12 protein-coding genes and 1 tRNA gene are annotated in these 20533 nt (G+C 45.4%); 10 read left to right on the top strand and 3 right to left on the bottom strand.

What is annotated here, in order from left to right; translation table 11 throughout:
• Positions 1–9 precede the first annotated feature (9 nt).
• The 8 genes from IRJ18_RS10380 to IRJ18_RS10345 all read left to right on the top strand — a co-directional run bounded on the left by IRJ18_RS10380 (position 10) and on the right by IRJ18_RS10345 (position 16407).
• On the top strand, positions 10–4362 hold the full coding sequence (locus IRJ18_RS10380) for an endonuclease/exonuclease/phosphatase family protein (RefSeq protein WP_194106109.1): 4353 nt from the start codon (positions 10–12) through the stop codon (positions 4360–4362).
• Positions 4363–4564: 202 nt separating this feature from the next.
• Positions 4565–5125, top strand: coding sequence for an RNA polymerase sigma-70 factor (locus tag IRJ18_RS10375; RefSeq protein ID WP_194106108.1), 561 nt, complete (start codon positions 4565–4567; stop codon positions 5123–5125).
• 163 nt (positions 5126–5288) lie between these two features.
• On the top strand, positions 5289–6482 hold the full coding sequence (locus tag IRJ18_RS10370) for a FecR family protein (RefSeq protein ID WP_194106107.1): 1194 nt from the start codon (positions 5289–5291) through the stop codon (positions 6480–6482).
• Between the two features lie 237 nt (positions 6483–6719).
• On the top strand, positions 6720–10178 hold the full coding sequence (locus tag IRJ18_RS10365) for a SusC/RagA family TonB-linked outer membrane protein (RefSeq protein WP_194106106.1): 3459 nt from the start codon (positions 6720–6722) through the stop codon (positions 10176–10178).
• A 19-nt stretch (positions 10179–10197) separates the two neighbouring features.
• Entirely contained in the window at positions 10198–11991 is a 1794-nt protein-coding gene (locus IRJ18_RS10360; protein WP_194106105.1) for a RagB/SusD family nutrient uptake outer membrane protein, read from the top strand.
• Positions 11992–12054: 63 nt separating this feature from the next.
• Positions 12055–12741 (top strand): SGNH/GDSL hydrolase family protein, encoded by a 687-nt coding sequence (locus IRJ18_RS10355; protein ID WP_194106104.1) that lies wholly within the window; start codon positions 12055–12057, stop codon positions 12739–12741.
• A 135-nt stretch (positions 12742–12876) separates the two neighbouring features.
• The gene (locus IRJ18_RS10350) at positions 12877–14964 is read left to right on the top strand and encodes a glycoside hydrolase domain-containing protein (RefSeq protein WP_194106103.1); all 2088 of its coding nucleotides are present in this window, start codon (positions 12877–12879) and stop codon (positions 14962–14964) included.
• A gap of 15 nt (positions 14965–14979) precedes the next feature.
• Positions 14980–16407 (top strand): MGH1-like glycoside hydrolase domain-containing protein, encoded by a 1428-nt coding sequence (locus IRJ18_RS10345; protein ID WP_194106102.1) that lies wholly within the window; start codon positions 14980–14982, stop codon positions 16405–16407.
• Positions 16408–16505: 98 nt separating this feature from the next.
• On the opposite strand, the gene IRJ18_RS10340 is transcribed toward IRJ18_RS10345, so the two are convergent.
• Together IRJ18_RS10340 and IRJ18_RS10335 are read right to left on the bottom strand one after the other, a co-directional pair.
• A tRNA-Arg gene (locus IRJ18_RS10340) sits at positions 16506–16577 on the bottom strand.
• 50 nt (positions 16578–16627) lie between these two features.
• Positions 16628–17392 (bottom strand): SDR family NAD(P)-dependent oxidoreductase, encoded by a 765-nt coding sequence (locus IRJ18_RS10335; RefSeq protein ID WP_194106101.1) that lies wholly within the window; start codon positions 17390–17392, stop codon positions 16628–16630.
• A gap of 148 nt (positions 17393–17540) precedes the next feature.
• On the opposite strand from IRJ18_RS10335, the gene IRJ18_RS10330 reads away from it, so the two are divergent.
• Together IRJ18_RS10330 and IRJ18_RS10325 are read left to right on the top strand one after the other, a co-directional pair.
• Positions 17541–18380, top strand: coding sequence for a hypothetical protein (locus IRJ18_RS10330; protein ID WP_194106100.1), 840 nt, complete (start codon positions 17541–17543; stop codon positions 18378–18380).
• Between the two features lie 12 nt (positions 18381–18392).
• A complete protein-coding gene (locus IRJ18_RS10325; RefSeq protein ID WP_194106099.1) occupies positions 18393–19238 on the top strand; it encodes a metallophosphoesterase family protein in 846 nt (281 codons plus the stop codon).
• A gap of 185 nt (positions 19239–19423) precedes the next feature.
• On the opposite strand, the gene ychF is transcribed toward IRJ18_RS10325, so the two are convergent.
• Complete coding sequence (gene ychF, locus IRJ18_RS10320) at positions 19424–20527, bottom strand: redox-regulated ATPase YchF (RefSeq protein ID WP_194106098.1); 1104 nt, start codon at positions 20525–20527, stop codon at positions 19424–19426.
• Positions 20528–20533: the final 6 nt, after the last annotated feature.

Raw genomic sequence — 20533 nt, 5'->3', positions numbered from 1 at the left:
GATGAAATTATGAGATTTTTACTTTTACTCCTATTAACTACATCTTTGATCGGCGTATCCGTTAAGGCCCAAAACCTTAATGTTATGACCTACAATCTCCGGGGCGATAACGCTACTGACACCGGAAACCTTTGGGTGGACAGAAAACTGATGGTTGTCACGCAGTTAAATAAGTATAAGCCTGACGTAATTGCGTTTGAAGAAACCCTTGCATCGATGGCAGGTTATCTCAGGGATACATTAACCCGTTATGATACCCTGGGATTTGTTCCAAACTTATATGTCGGTCTCATGTACAATACGCAAAGACTAACACTGCAAACACGCGGCTCGTTTTATTTGTCAGCGACACCTGATGTACCGAGTGTTGGCTGGGACGCAAAGTTTGCCCGAATGTGTATATGGGCAAAATTTATGGATCAGATAACCGGACAAAGTTTCTATGCATTTGCAACACATTTCGATCACGTTGGAACGGTGGCCCGCACAAATAGCGTAACGTTGATCCTCCAGAAGATCAACGACATAGCTGGAACCACGCCAACTTTATTTATGGGGGATCTTAATACACCCCAATATGATGCGAATTATATCACGCTTAATAATTCCACTTTATTAAAAGATACCAAAAACCTGGCAGTTATCGATGACGAGAAAGAAAGGGGCACAGGCAACGGATTTGACATTAATCGCAGAGACAGAACCATAGTCGACCATATTTTTGCTACCAATACCTGGAAGACGTACCGACATGACGTTGCGCTCGACCTGTTTAATGGGCATACCGCATCCGACCATTATGCGGTAGTCGCAACAGTCGGCCAAAAAGCAAATAATCTTGGAGATCTGTACCGGCAGTTCCCAGAAGATTTCGAGAACCCAAATCCGGTCAAAACATCCTATGCCAGTGGAGATGTCGCTTTCAGGACTGGCAGCTGGACGTTAAATAATGCTATTATCGGTGGCAGTAGTGCAAACGATAAACCCACGAGCGGGATCTACGGTGTAAGGCTGATCAATAATAACACGGTATCCGCTTATTTACAGATGAATTTTGATGTTACCGAGGGTGTATCGCGTGTTACATTTCAACATAGCACCTATGCTACCGATAGCACTTCAAAGTGGCAACTGGAATATTCCACTAACCAGGGTTTAACCTGGGCGCCGGCCGGCCCGGTCATTTCAACCCACCAGTTAAACAAGCAACAGGCCTCCTTTATCATGGACATACCTGGAAATGTACGCTTTAGGATAAACAAGTTAGGAACTGGCGCAACCAATAACGGAAGGCTGGATATTGATGATTTCACCATTTATAAACGGAAAAACTCCGGCGTGCCACAAAAAACAGTTCCCTTAATTGCCTGGCAGTTTGGTAGTCCGGCCAGTACGGGTGCAGAGGCCTCGGCCAATTCAAATGTCAACCATCAGGCTATGAATGTATCTACTTTAAGCAGAGGTGCAGGTTTGAGAACGGTAAATGGCTCTTCGTCAACTATTTCATTGCCCGGTGGATTTGCGGCAGCGTCAAGTGTTGCTTCAACTTTGTATGCTTCGGATACTACCGTGGCGATCAATAATAATTTATATTTTCAATTCGTCGTCAATCCAAAAAGCGGACAAAAAGTTTCTTTGTCAACTATTGATGCCAGGCTAATGGCAACCGGTTCTACACTGAAACTGTGGTATTGGAAATATAGCCTTGATGGCATAAACTTTAAATACCTGGCAAAATCCTATTTGTTTAAAGCAGTAGCGACAACATCGCAAGCCACTATCGACCTTTCTCCCTATCCGGATCTGCAGCACCTTGGATCGGATAAAAAAGTTTATTTCAGATTGTACGTCAATGGTATGGACAATAGTTCAGATATGGTGGGCATAGGGGTGTCAAATTCGGGAACAACCAATGACTATGCGCTTTCGGTTGGTGGAGTAGTAGAAGAATCGGACAGCACACGACGCATAGCCGCCTGGCAATTTTTTTCACCAACCGCTGCGGGTAACGAGGTGGCCAAAAGCGCCAGTCTGGCCGATGAAGCGGTGACCGTTCAGCCACTTTCCAGAGGTGCGGGCTTAACGCAAACCAACAGCAATTATGCAACACCAGTAGCACTAACCCGAACCTTCGTGGCAGTAACCGCTACAAGCTCAGGTGCCACTGTTTCAGATACCACCACGGCCATTGCCAATAACATGTATTTTGCTTATAGCTTAAAGGTTAAACCCGATCGTAAAATATCATTGAGCAGCCTGGACTACAAGGTTAGGACTACCACCGGCGGTGCCAAAGTGTGGTATTGGAAATACAGCCTGGACAGCATTACTTTCAAAAAAATAGCCGAACCGGTATTATTGCCGGGGGCTACGAATAATGAAGGGGACCAGCAACCACAGCTGGACCTTGCCCGTATACCCGAATTACAGAATATTGCTGCCGGTAAGACGGTTTACTTTAGGCTTTATACCAACGGATCTAACACCACTACCGGAACGACGGCTATAGGTCGTTCCGGAACTGCAGACGAATATGGTATTTCTGTGAATGGTACTTCAAAAAGCGTTCCGACAAGTTCGCCGCTGGCTGCCTGGCAGTTCGCCACTCCTTTGCGAACCGGCGGCGAAACCAGCGCTGCTGCGTCTTTACTTGATTCTGCGCTAAGCGGGGGTGTCTTACAACGTGGTGCCGGATTAAGAGGGACAGATACCACCGGCACGCCTTACGTGCTCCATCGGACGTTCGTTTCTTTGACAAGCGCAGCAACGACCACAGCAATAACAGACACTGCCAGGGCCGTAGCCCAGGATATGTATTATACCTTTAGTCTTGCCGTTAAACCGGGTTATAAGGTATCACTTAGCGATCTTAATTACAAACTCCGCGTGACTACTGGCGGAGCCCGGGTATTCTATTGGAAATACAGTCTGGACGGAACGAATTTTGAAAAGATCGCTAACCCGCGGGTGATCCCGGGGGCGACCGCTGATGAGGGGGACACACAGCCGGCTATTGATCTTTCCGGTATCCGGGCTTTACAGGATATAGCTGCCGGTAAGACGGTGTATATACGTATGTATACCAACGGGTCGAACACGACAAGCGGAACCACTGCCTTTGGTCGTTCGGCAACCTCCACTACGACTGATTATGTACTTACGGTTGGCGGCAACACAACTCCCGTCGCCGCACCGGTAAAATTAGTCGCCTGGCAGTTGGCTACTCCAGCAACGGCGGGCAACGAAACCAGTGTTGCCGCCACTACGGTAAGCAGCGCTGTAACCGCAACTTCATTGGTACGCGGTGCTGGGTTGAACCCCACCGGGCTGGCCAGGTCATTCGCCTCGCTGACCGGCACCCCGTCCAGTCCTGATGTTACCGATACGGTCACGGCAGTAGCCAACAATATGTATTTTGGGTTTAGCCTGACCGCGCAAACTGGATATAAGATCAGCCTGAGCGGTCTTGACTTCAAGATCCGGGCAACCGGTGGCGGGGCAAAAGTTTATTATTGGAAATATAGCCTGAACGGTACGGACTTTTATAAAACAGATGATCCGTTTACGCTGGCTATCGCTGTAAATTCCGAAGGGGAGTTCATGCCGCATGTCGATCTTTCTAAAGTTACCAGGCTGCAAAACCTGCCCGGTGGCACCACGGTTACCTTCCGCTTATACACGAATGGCTCTAACACGACGACCGGTGGCACGGCGATCGGAAGGTCGACGGCCTCGACTACCGAAGATATCCTGTGGGTAAGCGGGAGTTCGGAAACAGAGTCAGCACTCCTTATGTTTAGTAAATCGACTTTAGATGAACCGGTAAAAACGCAGATCACACAGTTCTCAGCCAAACTTAATCATAAACAAGTGGAGCTAAAATGGAAAGCATTGAATGAAATGCCAAATTCCAATTTCGATATTCTTCGTACTGATAATGGAGGGCTTCCCAGGGTGTTAGGGCAGCTTAAGACGGATACAACGGGTGGGACGCTCCAAAAACATAGCTTTATCGATTTTAACCCTGTAAGCGGCAATAACAGCTATCAGATCAAAACTGTAAGTCGGGATGAAAACACGATTTATTCTGAAAAAGCTGAAGTGACTTACAAAGTGAGCAACAACGACCTTTTGCTCTCGGGCCGGGACAATGTGCTAACCGTATGTATCATCTCAGATACGGATTGTTCAGGTGAGTTTTATTTCAGGGATATTATGGGGCCCATTTTGTTGAAACGCCAGTTACATTTAAATAAAGGCAAAAATATATTCACGCAAACGGTAAATCTGCGGCCCGGCATTTTTACCGGCACGGTGGTTTTTAACGGATTAGAGATGATCAGCAAAAAAGTTCCTTTTTAATCAGTATCTACTTAAAAACAGACAAGGCGCGCCGCTATTACAGCACGCCTTATCTGTTATCTCAGGTCGTCCCAATCATGTTTCGTAGTCGTTTATGACAAGTTTTATGATATTCAAATATTACCAAGTCTTAATATTTAATTCATAATAGGTTGCGTTATTTGAAGAAATATTAATAGCTTTAAATTTCTTTTTATAAACCGTGCGCCCGCTACAAACTAATGATGATGTTGAACTGCTTGCTTTTGTGAAGGAGAGTGATGCAGCTGCATTCGAGGTGTTGTATAATCGTTATTGGGATAAGGTACTTGATCTGGCCTATCATAAGACGGGCGATTTGATGGAGGCGGAAAATATTGTACAAGATGTTTTTGTTTCCCTCTGGAAACGCCGCGAGACCCTTGAGATAAAAGGCAATTTTTCCAATTATTTATTTGTATCGGTCAAATACCGGGTGCTGAAAGTATTAGCCAGGCAATCATCGGTCCGTATGGTAAGTATTGACCTGGCCCACGATCTTTTGGATGATTCCACCCAAGGTCATTTGGAGTTCGACGAGATCAGAGGCCGTTTAGAAGAATTGGTCAGCCAGCTACCGGAAACCTGCAGGCTGATCTATCAATTAAGAAACGAGGATAAGACCTACAAGGAAATAGCTACCCAGCTTAACTTATCTGAAAAGGCGGTAGATGCGCACCTTTTACGTGCCCGGCGCAAACTGCGTATCGAACTGGGTGACTTTATGAGCCTGTTTTTGCTATAAGTTTCCATTCCATGTAATCTTCAAGCTTTTTATATACTCAGCATGCTGGAATAATGAATCTTCCAGGATTTTTTTTCGGACATCGATCTATATTTATTGATTTTTTTACATTTTTTTGCGGGATTGAGCGGGCTGATGGTACTTGTAATAAAAGAACCAGAAAATGGCCACACCACGGATCAATAAAAGAATGCAGAAAATAGCCCGGAATTATCTGAAGGGTACAGCTTCTGTAACTGAACAACAAGAGTTTGACCAATGGTTTTCCAAGGAAGAATCTGAACCAATCATGGTGGAGACTTCATTATCAAAAGAGGAACACCGTCAACAAATCCTGGCACGTATCCACGCGGAAACAAGCATTCTCCCAGCAAAAAGTAAGACAAGGAAGTTATGGGCCAGAATAAGTGTAGCCGCTTCAGCATTACTGGTACTTTCTGCCAGCGCTTATTTTATCCTCCGTCCGAAACCGGAACAACAGCCTCAAACGGCACAGCTTATCGGGGACATACGTCCCGGTGGGAGTAAAGCTATACTCACCCTGGCTAATGGCGAAAAGGTACAATTAACTGGTGCTAAAAACGGCCTGCTCGCCCGCCAGGGTGCTGTAGTAATTGCTAAAAACGCTGAGGGGCAATTAAGATACTCAGATGATCAGCCAGAGAAAACAACCGATAACGCTTCGTTATATAATACCGTTGAAACGCCACGGGGCGGTAAATACAAATTGATACTTGCTGACGGTACGACCGCCATTTTGGATGCAGCGTCGTCTATCCGCTACCCGGTCGCTTTCAATGGTGCTGAACGAAAAGTGGAGATTACCGGACAAGTATATTTTGAAGTAGTACATAACGCCAGTAAACCTTTCAGGGTTGGTGTTAAAGGCCAGATCGTTGAAGATCTGGGCACCAGTTTCAATATCAATGCTTACGATGATGAACCTGTTATCAAAACAACGCTGATTGATGGAAGCATTAGCCTGACCAAATCCGGACAAGTAACCATATTAAAACCGGGACAACAGGCAATCAATTACAGCGGCATTACCACGGCCGGCGTTAAGGTCGTGGCTGCCAATGTGGATGAGGCCATTGCCTGGAAAAACGACCTTTTCCTGTTCAATAAAGAATCCTTAGAAAGTGTTATGCGCAAAATATCGCGCTGGTATGATGTGGATATTATCTATCCTAAAAATCAGCCAATTCATGAATCGTATTTAGGGGGAATGACGCGTTATTCAAATGTTTCCCAAGTCCTTAAAATGCTGGAGATTACCGGAGATGTGAGATTTGAGATTAAAAATAAAGCCATTTTGGTTTTACCCAAGCAAACCAACAAACAAACCAATAATTAATTAAACCAAATCAATTATGAAGATGAAGAAACCAAATTCAACCTGAGGGTACACTGTAGAAGAATTGCCAGCCTAAAAATAAAGCGAAGGTGTTTCCAGCACCTCCGCTTGAAAACCTGGTTATTCTAAAAATTGCTAGAAACAAATTTTTTCACGTAAACCAGAATACAAATGTATAAAAATTATACATGCTTTTTTTGTGCACCAAAAGGCCGCTATGATAACTATCTCCGTATTATGAAACTATCTTTTATATTACTTTTTGCGGTCTTATTACAAGCTCGGGCAGAAACTTTAGCTCAGAAGATAAATTATGTGCATCGGAAAACCTCTTTCGAGCAGATCATTCAGGAGATAAGAAAACAAACGAATTTTAATGTGCTGGTCTCGGCCAACAAGATTAAAAATATCGCAGTTAAAGATGTTAATTTTAAAAATGCTACACTCACAGAGGTGTTGGATACCTATTTAAAGGACCAGCCTTTAAGCTATGAAATCCAGGGCGAGTTGATCCTGATCAAAGAAAAGGAAGGCCCAAACACCCCAGCTATCAACGCTTTAATCAAAATTGCTGGCAAAGTGGTAGATGAAACTGGTTCCCCGTTGCCGGGTGTCAACGTTAGGATCAAAGGGACAACCATTGGCACAACTACCGATACAAACGGTACATTTTTAACAGATGTTCCCAATCAGGAAACCATCCTGGTATTCAGCTTTGTGGGTTATCAGACACGGGAGATCTCAGCAGGTAATGTGCCAGCTATATTAAACCTTAAGCTAGCGTCCACCGACCTTTCTGACATCGTCGTTGTAGGTTATGGAACTCAAAAGAAAGTCAACCTTACCGGTGCAGTTGATCAGATCACTGCAAAATCGTTCGAAAACAGGTCAGCCTCCAATCTAAACCAGGTGATGCAAGGTCTGTTACCGGGCCTGAACCTGGTGCCCAAAGATGGCAAACCCATTCAGGCCCCTACTTTCAACATCAGGGGAACCACATCCATTGGCCAAGGCGGAAATTCACTGGTTTTAATTGACGGTGTCGAGGGTGACCCAAGCCGCATTAATCCAAATGATGTGGAAAGTGTATCCATACTGAAAGATGCTGCCTCCTCCGCCATTTACGGTGCCAGGGCAGCGTTTGGAGTTGTGCTGATCACCACCAAAAGCCCGACAAAAGACAAGATAAGTGTGACCTATTCTTTTGACCAATCTATTAAAAGTCCTACAACCATTCCAAAACTGGTTAATAATGGTTATCAATTTGCCAAAATGTTCAATGATGCTTATACGGCCTGGTATGGTAATTCGGTAACGCCTCAAAATATTAATAAAACGATCAAGTTTTCTGCTGCTTATCTGGCAGAACTGCAAAAAAGGGATGCGGACCCCAGCTTACCTAAAGTAGATGTGTTGAGTACAGGTGAATATGTTTATTATGATAACACCGACTGGTTGAAGCTGCTTTATAAGGACCACAATGTTGCCAGCGATCACAATTTGTCTATATCAGGCAATAACGGAAAGGCAGATTTCCTGTTAACCGGTCGGGTTTACAATCAGGGCGGCTTATTCAGGTATAATTCGGACGACTATTCGATCGACAACTTCCGGGCAAAAGGCTCATTTCAGGTCGCTCCCTGGTTGAAGATATATAATAACGCAGATTATTCCCAAATGAAATATCATAATCCGCTTAATGTTGGTGAGGGCGGTGGCATTTGGGTTAACCTGGAAGCAGAGGGGCATACGATGGCGCCGCTTTATAATCCTGATGGCACGCTGACCTGGTCTGGAGCATATACGGTCGGCGATTTTGCCTATGGGAAAAACGGCATAGACTACAACAACATTGTATTTCGTAACACCACCGGATTTGACGCCCGATTCATTCAAGATCAACTAAGGATAGAAGGGGATTTCACATTTCAGAATACCAATAATACCCAAACCACCAAAAGGGTGCCGGTTCCTTATAGCCGTTTTCAAGGCGTTACAGAATATCTCGGAACGACAACGAACGACCTGAATATACAAATCCGGCCTACACAATACCTTGTGTCGAATATTTATAGTGAGTATGAACCGAAATGGACAGGCTCACACCACGTTAAAGTCCTTGCCGGCTTCAATTACGAGCAATCGACCGCCCAGTATACCGGTGTTCAAAGAAATGGTCTGGCCTACCCGGATGCGAATAATATCAACCTGGCTTTGGGGCAATCGATCATTACTGCCGGTGGCTGGGACAGATGGAATGTCATAGGTGGCTTTTATCGATTGAATTACGATTATAAAGGCCGGTACCTGGTAGAAGCAAATGGCCGTTATGATGGCTCTTCCAAATTTCCATCTAACCAGCGCTATGCCTTTTTCCCATCTGTGTCTGCCGGGTGGCGTGTTTCCAGTGAACCTTTCTGGAATATCTCTCCAAAAATTATTTCCGATCTTAAGTTCCGTGGTTCCTATGGCTCCCTGGGTAATGGCAGTATAGGCTCTTATGCCTTCCAGGAGCAATTCAACATCAGCCAGTCCGGGCGGATATTGAACGGTGTTCGTCCGCAGGCTACCTCTGCGCCAGGGGTACTACCTACGGGTTTGACCTGGGAAACCTCGCAAACACAAAACCTGGGTGTGGACCTTGGTTTGTTTAACGGAAAACTTTCGATCACCGGTGATGCCTATACGCGTAAAACCATCAACATGTTTACCGTTGGTTTAACGCTTCCCGCGGTTTTTGGTACCGGTTCACCCAAAGGCAATTACGCAGATCTGAAAACTACCGGCTGGGAGATATCAGCTTCTTGGCATGATCGCTTTAACCTGTCTGGTTCTCCTGTTACCTATAGTTTCAGAGCAACGGTTTCCGACTTTAATGCGGTGATCACCAAGTACAATAACCCTAACGGTCTGCTTTCTGATTATTACGTTGGTATGAAGCTGGGCGAAATGTGGGGTTATGTAAACAATGGCTATTTTAAAGACGCACAGGATATTGCCAATTCACCCAAGCAGATCCTGGTTAAAGCTTCCAATACCGGCGCGATTGCTCCAGGCGACATCAAATATACCGATCTGGATGGCAACGGCGTAATCGATGCTGGTACCAATACGGTAAGTAATCCAGGGGACCGTAAGATCATCGGTAACTCGCTGGCGCATTACTTGTTTGGCTTTAGCTTGAATGCTGACTGGAAAAACTTTTTTGTAGGCGCATTTATCCAGGGGGTAGGTAAACGGGATTGGTATCCTGGTCCTACATCCGGGTATTTCTGGGGCCAGTACGCCTCGCCTTATTTCAAAGGGGTTGTTAATACCCTGGACAAGATGTGGTCACCAGATAATCCGGATGCTTATTTCCCCCGATTTGCAGGTTATAAAGCCGCGGGAACCAATGAATTGTCTAATAATCAAACCAAGTATTTGTTGAATGCCGCTTATATCCGGTTGAAAAATATTCAGTTCGGCTATCATCTTCCAATAAGCCTAATCCGAAGGATCGGCTTGAAAGATACCCGGATTTTCGTGTCGGGTGAGAACCTGCTGACCTGGTCACCGATGTTTAAATACACTAAGGACTTTGATCCCGAAAGCATTGATGGCTCAGACCGGATCTTAACCGACGGAACCGTCGGTAACGGCAATAACTACCCGATATTGAAGACTATCTCCTTAGGGTTAACTGCAACATTTTAACAATTAAAAAAGAATCGATATGACGACAAACTATAAAAATACAATCAAGCCGGTTCTGTTAATATTGCTGATCAGCAGTATTGGCATGGGTTGCAAAAAATTGGATCAACAGCCACAGGCTACCGCAAATAAGGCAGCCGTTTTCGGTAGCCAGGCCGGACTTGAGCTGTACACCACCTCTTTTTATAATATTTTACCGACCACAAGCGCCGTCATCCGCGGCGATGAGATGTGCGACTATTTTGCCCGTACTGCGGTGCCCGATTTTATCAGGGCAGGCGCCTATGGGCCTCAAAACAGTTCAGGCTGGTCATGGGGCGATCTGCGCAACATCAACTATTTTATAGTGAATTGCAATGATCCGGCAGTACCAAAGGCCGTTCGCGAAAACTATATTGGAATCGCGCGTTTTTTCAGGGGGTGGTTTTATTTCGAGAAAATAAAACGTTTTGGCGATGTGCCCTGGATCAATAAACCATTTGATGTGGATGATCCAGGTTTGTATGCCGCCCGCGATTCAAGAACCCTGGTTATTGATTCTGTAATGGCCGATCTGGATTATGCCGCGGCACATATCACCACTAGTGATAACACTCGCAGCCTGATCACCAAGAACACTGCGCTGGCTTTCAAATCCCGTGTTGGTTTATTTGAGGGTACTTATAGGAAATACCATACGGAATTGAACCAGCAAAGCTCGGCTAATACTTTATTAACCGCAGCTGCTACTGCAGCTCAACAGGTGATGACCAGTGGCGGCTTCAGTTTAAATACGGCCGGGGGAACTGATAAAGCATACCGGAATCTTTTCAATAATCAGGCAGTGGTACCGTCTGAAACAATTTTAGCAGATATCGTAGATCCGGCATTATCTATCCTTAACGATGCGAACTGGTATTATACCAGCGGCACCTACGGAGCCAGGTTGAGCTTTATCCGTACATTCATCAACACTTATTTAAATATCGATGGCACGCCGTTTACCAACAAGGCCGGGTACCAGACCATGACCTTCCCTCAGGAAGTTAAAAACCGGGATATGCGTTTACAACAAACCATCCGAATGGGTAATCTGACCCGCGTGAATGGTGGGGTACAGCAGCCTGCACCACCAGTGTTCTCTTATACTTATACCGGTTATATGCCGATCAAATTTACGATCGATGACGCCTCGATGGACGGCGGCGCCCGTAATACAAACTCGTTGGTTTTAATGCGTTACGCAGAAGTATTGCTGAACTACGCCGAAGCAAAAGCTGAGCTAGGTACCCTGACTGATGCGGACTGGAATTCTACCATCGGTGCTTTGCGGAGGAGAGCCGGTATTACCGGCGCGACTACCACAGTGAAGCCGACTGTAGCCGACCCTTATTTGCAGGCCAACTATTTCCCGGGCATCAGCGATCCGGTCATTCTCGAAGTACGCCGTGAAAGAGGCATAGAACTGGCCATGGAAGGGTTCAGGTTCTCTGATCTGGCAAGATGGAAACGCGGGAAGTTAATGGAACAGATATGGAATGGGTTTTATGTACCAGCGCTGAACACCCCGATGGATCTGAATGAGGATGGTGTACAGGATGTCTTGTTCTATCAGGTAAAACCCGCTACAACCATTTCCGGCGTAACATACGTAAACGTAGCCGCAACCGTCAGCGGGGCGCCAAACGCTCAACGCTTAGCAAATGACACCTTCGGCGAACTTACCTGGCTCACTACCGTGCCGCGCGTATGGGATGATAAGTATTATCTATATCCGATCCCGCAGGCCGACCTGCAGGTCAATCCTAAGCTTGGTCAAAACCCGGGCTGGTAATTAAATGTGAATTTAAGTGGCCGGCCCAAAACCGGCCACTTTATAAAAAGATCTACAAATCCTATGAAATACAATTTCTTTGGATATAAATTAACTGTTTTTGTACTTATGGCCGGTTTATTGACTGGCCTTTCTGTGAAGGCCCAGGACTGGCCTAACCTGAAACGATATCAAACTGCTAACGAGCAGGTTAAGGATTCCACGATCAACGTGGTTTACATGGGTGATTCCATTACCGACTTTTGGTTAAAGTCTTCCCCTGATTTCTTTTCGGGCCACCACTATGCAGGCCGGGGTATCAGTGGCCAGGTTTCGCCGCAAATGTTGATCAGGTTCAGGCAGGATGTGATCAATTTAAAGCCAAAAGCAGTAGTACTCCTTTGCGGTACAAATGACATTGCCGGTAATAAAGGGCCGTCCACATTGGAAATGATAGCAGATAATATCAGCTCCATGTGTGAACTCGCCAAGGCCAATCACATCAAAGTTGTTTTATGTTCTGTATTGCCTGCCAATAAATTTCCCTGGAAACCTGATCTCGAACCCGCTGAGCCTATTATCAAGCTAAATGCCTGGATCAAGGCCTATGCACAAGAACATCGTTTCGCGTATGTGGATTATTATCAAGCGATGGTCAATGAGGAAAAAGGCATGAAGGCCGGTTATACGGAAGATGGTGTACATCCCAACAAAGCTGGTTACACAGTGATGGAAGGAATTATCCAGCCAGTTCTTGAAAAGCTGCTTTGATCCGGTGATCTAATAACCAATTGATCTCAGAAAGCATTGTACAATAACATCTATTACGACCGTGCCCAGCGGAACGGAAATATTACTGGCAGAACCAGCGCAAGCGGCAAAGGATAGAAAATAACCAATCAATATATGAAAACAAACCACTATTATTTGTCCATTATCTTCACCTTAAGCCTTAATCTGGCCGATGCCCAGCATGCAACAGGCACAAAGGGAAACCCCACACCTGACCTCTCAGCTAATGTTAACGTTTTTTTAGGAACGTCAGGCGACCATGGTCAGATGTCACCAGCGGCATCCTATCCTTTAAGTATGCTGAGTATCGGTCCGCAAACGTATCCGAACACGCATACGGGTTATGAATATGAAGCTAAACGCTTCTTGGGGTTCACCCATAACCGAATGGAAGGCGTAGGCTGCCGTGGCAGCGGCGGGAATATCCTGATCAAACCATTTGTTGGTGAGGATGTGGATAAGGACCTGATCAAGATCGCTCAATCCGGCTCACCGGGTTACTATAAGGTCTCGTTCACTAATAAGGTCATTGCCGAGATGACCGCGGGTCAGAAAACAGGGATGCACCGTTATACTTTCCCTGCAGGCAACAGTGGTTATTACATCGACCTTGCCCACACCCTTGCCAATAAATTTGTCGCTGAAGAACATGTGACCACCGGAAATACGCTTAGCGGCTGGGTCGAGGCCCGCACAACCTGCAGCGTCGGTACCTATAAAATATACTACTACATTGAGTTCAGTCAGCTTATCCAGTGGAAAGACAAACCTAAACATAAGTTGGTGGGTACTTTTACAGCCGCGTCCGCTCCTGCCGAGATCCGGGTGGGCATGTCATCAGTGAATACGGGGTATGCCCGGTCGTCCATATTCCGTGGGACATTCGATCAGCTCAGGAAAGACACGCGTGATGCCTGGAATACGATGCTGGGCCGGTTCACGGTAACCGGAGCCCCGGACCGTACACGGCTTTTTTATTCCTTGCTCTACCGGACGCTGCAATCTCCTTATCAGATCTCTGAAAGTGACGGTGTTTTCCGCGGCACAGATGGCAAGGTGGATAAAAGCACCGAAGTAAGGTATAATGGCTGGGCCGTGTGGGATAACTACCGGACACAGCTGCCACTGTTGTCGGTGGCCTGGCCCGAAAAGTATAGCGGAATGGTCAGCTCTTTAGCCAGTCTCTACATTTCTGGGAAACAGGATTATGCTACCCAAACCGAACCGACGAATACGGTGAGGACAGAACATACCATTGTTGTTTTACTGGATGCTTATAGAAAAGGTTATCCTGTCAAGTTCGATAAAATCATTGACTCGCTGATCAGGGAGGTCGATCACCTTGACTTTTCCAAGCCCGATAAAGCTTTGGAGTCGAGCTATGATACCTGGGCGCTTTCAGAAATCTTAACGATCATTAAAAAAGATGATCTCAGTGAAAAGTACAGGCTAAAGGCTCTTGAATACAAAAAGTACTGGGAAAAGGATTTCAAGAACATGAAGGCGAACGACGTAGACAGAATACCGGCCAGGGACCTTTATCAAGGGACGATCTGGCAATACCGCTGGTTCGTTCCGTTCGACGTGAGGGGATTGATCGGTTTGACGGGCGACATGCCTGCTTTCACGGCTCAGCTTGACCAGTTCTTTGGCGACGACCTTTATAACCACGCGAACGAGCCCGACTTACAGGCACCACTGATGTTCAACGCGGCTGGTCAGCCCTGGAAATCCCAGGAACTGATGCATCGTTTCGCCGCGGATACAGTGATCCAGTATTATTTCAACGATAACAGTAAAGGTATCGATCCGTTCGTAGACAGAGTTTACAAAAACGAACCCAAGGCCTATATCCGTACCATGGACGATGATGCTGGCGCAATGTCTGCCTGGTATGTGCTGGCCGCGTGTGGTTTTTCTCCGGCATGTCCGGGCTGGCCGGTCTACTACCTGAATGTCCCATTAATGAAAACAGTAAAACTTCATCTGCAGGACGGTAAAACGTTTGAGATCGAAGTTGAAAATTCTGCACCAAATTATAAATACATACAAAAAGCAACACTGAACGGCAAGATTCTCCGTCGTAACTATATCACTCACCAGGAAATTAGCGCTGGTGGTAAACTGACAATCACAGCCTCACCGGTCCCTGTCATGGATGCGCTCCCTGAAACCTGGACCAGCCAACTTGAAAATAAATAATAAAAACTATAACATATGAACATACGAAATATATTATTGATCGGCATAACCACCCTGATCATAGCGAGGCCGATGATCTCAAACGGCCAAAAGATCAGCTCGGATAACGCAGCACTTATTGACGCTTTCAAATTGGCAGTCAATACCGTTGATATTAACGTAAGGCGAGGTATCCTGGCTGCGGGCGGGGACTACGGTGGGGAATGGACCCGCGATATTGCCATTAATTCATGGAACGGGGTAAGTTTACTAAGGCCTAAGGTTGCCGAAAACTCTCTCTGGAGTGTTACGATAAATAAAGATTCTATTGGTCATCAGTATTGGGATAAGATCATCTGGACCGTTGCAGCCTTCAACCATTACCAGGTTACCGGTGATCGGGTCTTCTTAAAAACGGCCTATAGGTGCGCCGCAAACAGTATGAGAGATCTTGAGCAGATCACTTTCGATGAAAAATATGGACTTTTTATGGGGCCATCGGTATTCAATGATGGTATAGCCGGCTATCCTGAATCCGTTTATGATAGTAACAATCAATCCTCTTTTGTGTTGGATCATCCCCGTTCGAAAACCATCAAATGTTTAAGTACCAATGCAATTTACTATGGCGCTTATCAGGCGCTGGCCGCTATGAGCGGTATCCTGAAAGATGGCAAAAAAGACTGGTATGAACAAAAGGCCCAGAATTTAAAAGCACAAATATTGAAATATCTATATAATGACCAGGAGCACAAATTATATTACCTCGTTGACGGTGAAGGAAAAGTCGATAAATCTCAGGAAGGCCTTGGCGTTTCCTTCTCCATTCTGTTCGGCATAGTCGATAAAAGGCAAGCTGCTGCTTTGATGAGCAAGAGCATCACATCGACGCATGGTATCCCTTCCATTGCACCGTCTTTTGCCAGGTACGACTCTAAAAAACCGGGCAGACATAATACGGTAATTTGGCCAATGGTGAACGGCTTTTTCGCAGATGCAGCACAAAAAATAAAGAACTATGAAGTGTTCGATAGGGAATTAAATAACCTGACACACCTTGCACTGGATGAAGACAAGGGGAATTATAATTTCAGGGAAATATATAATGCTGATTCGGGTATCCCAGATGGTGGCTGGCAGCGGAGAAAAACCCCCGCTGATATACACTGGCAATCCTTCAAAAACCAGACATGGTCGGCTACAGCTTATTTACGCATGGTTTTTAATGGGTTATTAGGCGCTAAATTCGACCCTGACGGCTTACGATTCGCGCCTTACTTACCAGGGGACATCCACTACTTAACCATTAAAGGTATACCGTACAGAAAGGCCATTGTCAATATTACGGTGAAAGGTAGCGGCAGCCATATTTCCTCATTTGAGATAAACGGTAAACAGCGGAAAGAACTTCTAATAAGCGCTGCAGCTACAGGCGCACAGCATATTACTGTTCATCTTAATTAAAACAAGATTGTCCTGAAACTTGTTGTCAAAATGGGGCTGCTTTCGAAACTTACAAATTTTATAAGTATCTGAATTTCAGATACTTATAAAAGTACTTGTGCTCCCGACGAGATTCGAACTCATATCGATGGTACCGGAAACCATAATTCTATCCGTTGAACTACGGGAGCAATTACCGGCAAATATATAAAATTGATTCAAACCTGCCGCCCATTTTTCACTAACTGCGCAAATACGATGCGCCATTAATATCAACAATACCCCCACTGGTAAATTCAAGGCCCTCGCTGGCATATACGGCTATCAGCCGGGCCACTTCTTCGGGTTTGGCTACGCGGTTAAACCCGCTTTGACTTTTAATAGATTGACCGATTGGGCCATTTAGTATCTCAGCAGCCATTTCGGTTTCTACAAAACCCGGCGCTATAATATGTACACTGATGTTGTGCGGCGCCAGGGCGATCGCTAACGACTGGCTCATAGCATTTAAGCCTGCCTTGCTTGCGCCATAAGCAGGATGCTCAGGTTCGCCACGGAATGCCCCGCGTGACGATATATTAATAATTTTGCCTGTACCTGCTTCCCTCATTAACCGGGCGGCAAAATAACACATATTAGCCGGGCCGGTTAAATTGGCTGCTATAGTTTGCTCCCAATTGTGTTGCCAGGCCTCATAATCTGTTTCCAGTATTTTATGCTCAAGATAAACACCTGCATTATTTACCAGGATATCTAGCTTATTATATTTAGCAGTATAGGCCGAAAAAAAATGTTTAATAGCAGCAGCGTTGCTAACATCTAATTGAAAAATACTATGGTTGCCGTTACCTAACTCTTTCAAAGCACTTTCTGCCGAAGTCCTGTCGCTCCGATAGGTCATGATCACATTACCGCCTGATGCTGCAAAAAGTTTTGATGCCGCCAGGCCAATACCACGCGTCCCACCGGTTATCAGCACGTTTTTGTTTGTGAAATCAAAAGTCATTTTAAATTTGGCTTTAATTGTTTTTGGTTTCGTTTGTCGCTGTTTATTTTATTTAATGTTATAAATATGTTTCAATTTGTTAATGTTTAATTAACAAGCTTCTTATATTAGCACTGCATATTTACCAAAAACAATCTACCTAATACTAATGAAAAAGCATCTTTTTATCAACGCAATTATTACAATGCTTGCCAGTACATTGGCGACTGCGCAAACTAAGCCTGATATTAAACCGGGTGCAGCAACCATGGCTGTGCAACCTTTTATGTTCTCGGTTAATACGCTTACGCAGAACCAGCCCAAATGGAATATTAATTATACAGGCAGTTATGGCGAGCGTGCCAGCGGAGCGTTTGGATACGATGGTGTCGATCAGCAAGTATCTGTTAAAGGGTATTTAGGCAACCGGCTTACGTTGTATGCCAATGCCGACCTTGGTTTTGCCAATGCGGGTGGCGTTACCAGCGCGCAGCAAGCCGAAGTGATACGTGATTTTGTTGGCGGCAGGCAGGCGTTGGGCGCACGGTTTGGTGTGGGCTTGGGCGCCAATCGCGATTTTTCTAACACGGCAGCTATATTCAGCCGTGTTACCGCTGCTTTCGACGCAAACAATTGGCGGCTGGGCGGAAACATGAAATTTGAGAAGGCGTTCTCCAAATCGCGTGATGGTATCGATCTGATCACCAGTATTGGTTTTCAGCATCGTATAGCAAAATCGTTTTTTGCCGGTATAGAAGCGGTAGGGCAGGACCTGGAAGGTTTTTGGGAAACTGACGAAGCAGAGGGTGGCGCTAAGCTGTTGATAGGCCCTTCCATCAACATCGCGCCCGAACGCTCCCGTTTATCATTTTCATTATGTGGCGGGCCGGTGTTTTATGCAACGCGCAGTTCGGTATTAACTTCGGCGGCTATTCGCGATGTGGGTAATCTGGCTTCACAAAACGGCTATACGGTTAAAGCTATGATCGCCTTTAATTTGCAACGCTAATTATCAACTAATATGAGTAACAGAAGAAGTTTTATTAAAACAACTATTGTAGGAGTAGCTGGCCTGAACCTGCTGCCGGCTATTAATACTTTTGCAAGCGGTGTACCATCCGCTAAAGCAGATAGTAACTATAAATTACGCTTTGCACTGGTATCCGACGGGCATTATGCACAACCCGATACCGACGGTGATAAGTTTTATAGCGATATGGTGGAATGGATGCACAAGGAGCATAAGCATAACCACTTGGATTTTGTAATTGTTAATGGCGACCTAGTGCACAATCGCCCCGATTTGTTGCCTTTAGTGAAATCAAAATACCTGGATAAATTACCTGTACCGCATTATGCCATCCCCGGCAACCACGATTGGGCCGATGCTACCGTATGGAAAAATGTTTTTGGCTACGAGGATAAATATACTGTTGATAAAGGTGATATAGGCCTTGTATTCGCTAATACCGCTGATACAAAGGGTAAGTATATCCCTGCAGATTACAACTTTCTGAAGGCTTCATTTGAGAAATTTAAAGCCAAACCAATTGTATTTACCATACTGCACGTACCACCGCATATATGGATGCCTGAAGAAAAAGCTATTTTTATAGAATGCCCTGATATTATTGAATTGCTGCACAGCTATCCTAACATTAAAGCGGTATTCCATGGGCACGACCATTCCCTGGATGGTGTGCGTTATACCGGTACGCTACCTCACCTGTTCGATTCGCATTTTGGCGGTAGCTGGGGCACCGAATATAAAGGTTACCGCGTGGTTGAAGTTGGTTTGGATAATACTATCAACACCTACCAGGTTAACGCCAGCCAAAACCCGAAGATGAACGCGAATAAGCTGTAATTACAAAACTCCCCATCGCGTTATTCTGAACGTCAGCGAAGAATTCCCGATTGGAAAGTCCACTCTGCTTATTTGTGATCCTTCGCTGCCGCTCAGTATGACGATGGTTTATAAAAAGAAAGCACGTCTAATAAGACGTGCTTTCTTTTTAAATTTATCTTACGGACTTCCCGTTTTTCCGACTATTACACATTAAACCTGAAGTGCATAATATCGCCATCTTCCACAACGTAGGTTTTGCCTTCAATGCCCATTTTGCCGTTCTCTTTTATTGTGGCCTCAACGCCGTTGAACTTCACAAAATCATCGTATTTAATTACCTCGGCGCGGATAAAGCCTTTTTCAAAATCGGTATGAATGACGCCTGCAGCTTGTGGCGCGGTGAAACCTTTGGTGATAGTCCAGGCACGCACTTCCTGCACGCCCGCGGTAAAGTAAGTAGCCAGGTTAAGCAGCTTATAAGCAGCTTTAATTAGCTTGTTCACGCCCGATTCTGTTAAGCCCAGGTCTTCTAAAAACATCTGGCGTTCTTCGTAACTTTCCAGCTGTGCAATTTCTGATTCTATCTGTGCTGAGATCACCAGCACTTCAGCGCCTTCTTCTTTAGCTACCGCCCTTACTTTTTCAACGTAAGCATTGCCGGTATTTACCGATGCCTCGTCCACATTGCAAACGTAAAGTACCGGCTTAGCGGTCAGCAGCCATATATCGGCAATGTATTCCTTATCTTCTTCAGTAACAGGGGCGGTACGGGCCGATTTACCTTCCAGTAAATGGTTCTTGTAAATGGTCAGCACATCAAAAGCTTTTTTAGCTTCCTTATCGCCACCGGTCTTGGCCATCTTTTCAATCTTGCTGATCTTCTTCTCTATCGAATCAAGATCTTTCAGTTGCAGTTCCGTATCAATGATCTCTTTATCGCGTATCGGGTCAACTGAGCCATCAACGTGGATCACGTTGTCGTTATCAAAACAGCGCAGCACATGTAAAATAGCGTTGGTAGCGCGTATGTTGGCCAAAAACTGGTTGCCCAAACCTTCGCCTTTGCTGGCGCCTTTAACCAGGCCGGCAATGTCGACAATCTCAATTACGTTAGGGACAACGTTTTTAGGTTGTACTATCTCGGTAAGTTTGGTCAGGCGTTCATCCGGAACGGTAATTACACCCACATTGGGCTCTATTGTGCAAAACGGAAAGTTGGCCGCCTGCGCTTTTGCGTTTGATAAGCAATTAAAAAGAGTTGATTTCCCCACATTCGGCAAACCCACTATACCACATTGTAGTCCCATGTATTA

Source organism: Mucilaginibacter boryungensis (assembly GCF_015221995.1).
In the GTDB taxonomy this organism is placed as follows: domain Bacteria; phylum Bacteroidota; class Bacteroidia; order Sphingobacteriales; family Sphingobacteriaceae; genus Mucilaginibacter; species Mucilaginibacter boryungensis.
Note: the sequence above shows the minus strand (reverse complement) of the source record. Positions and strands in the feature narration are given on the sequence as shown.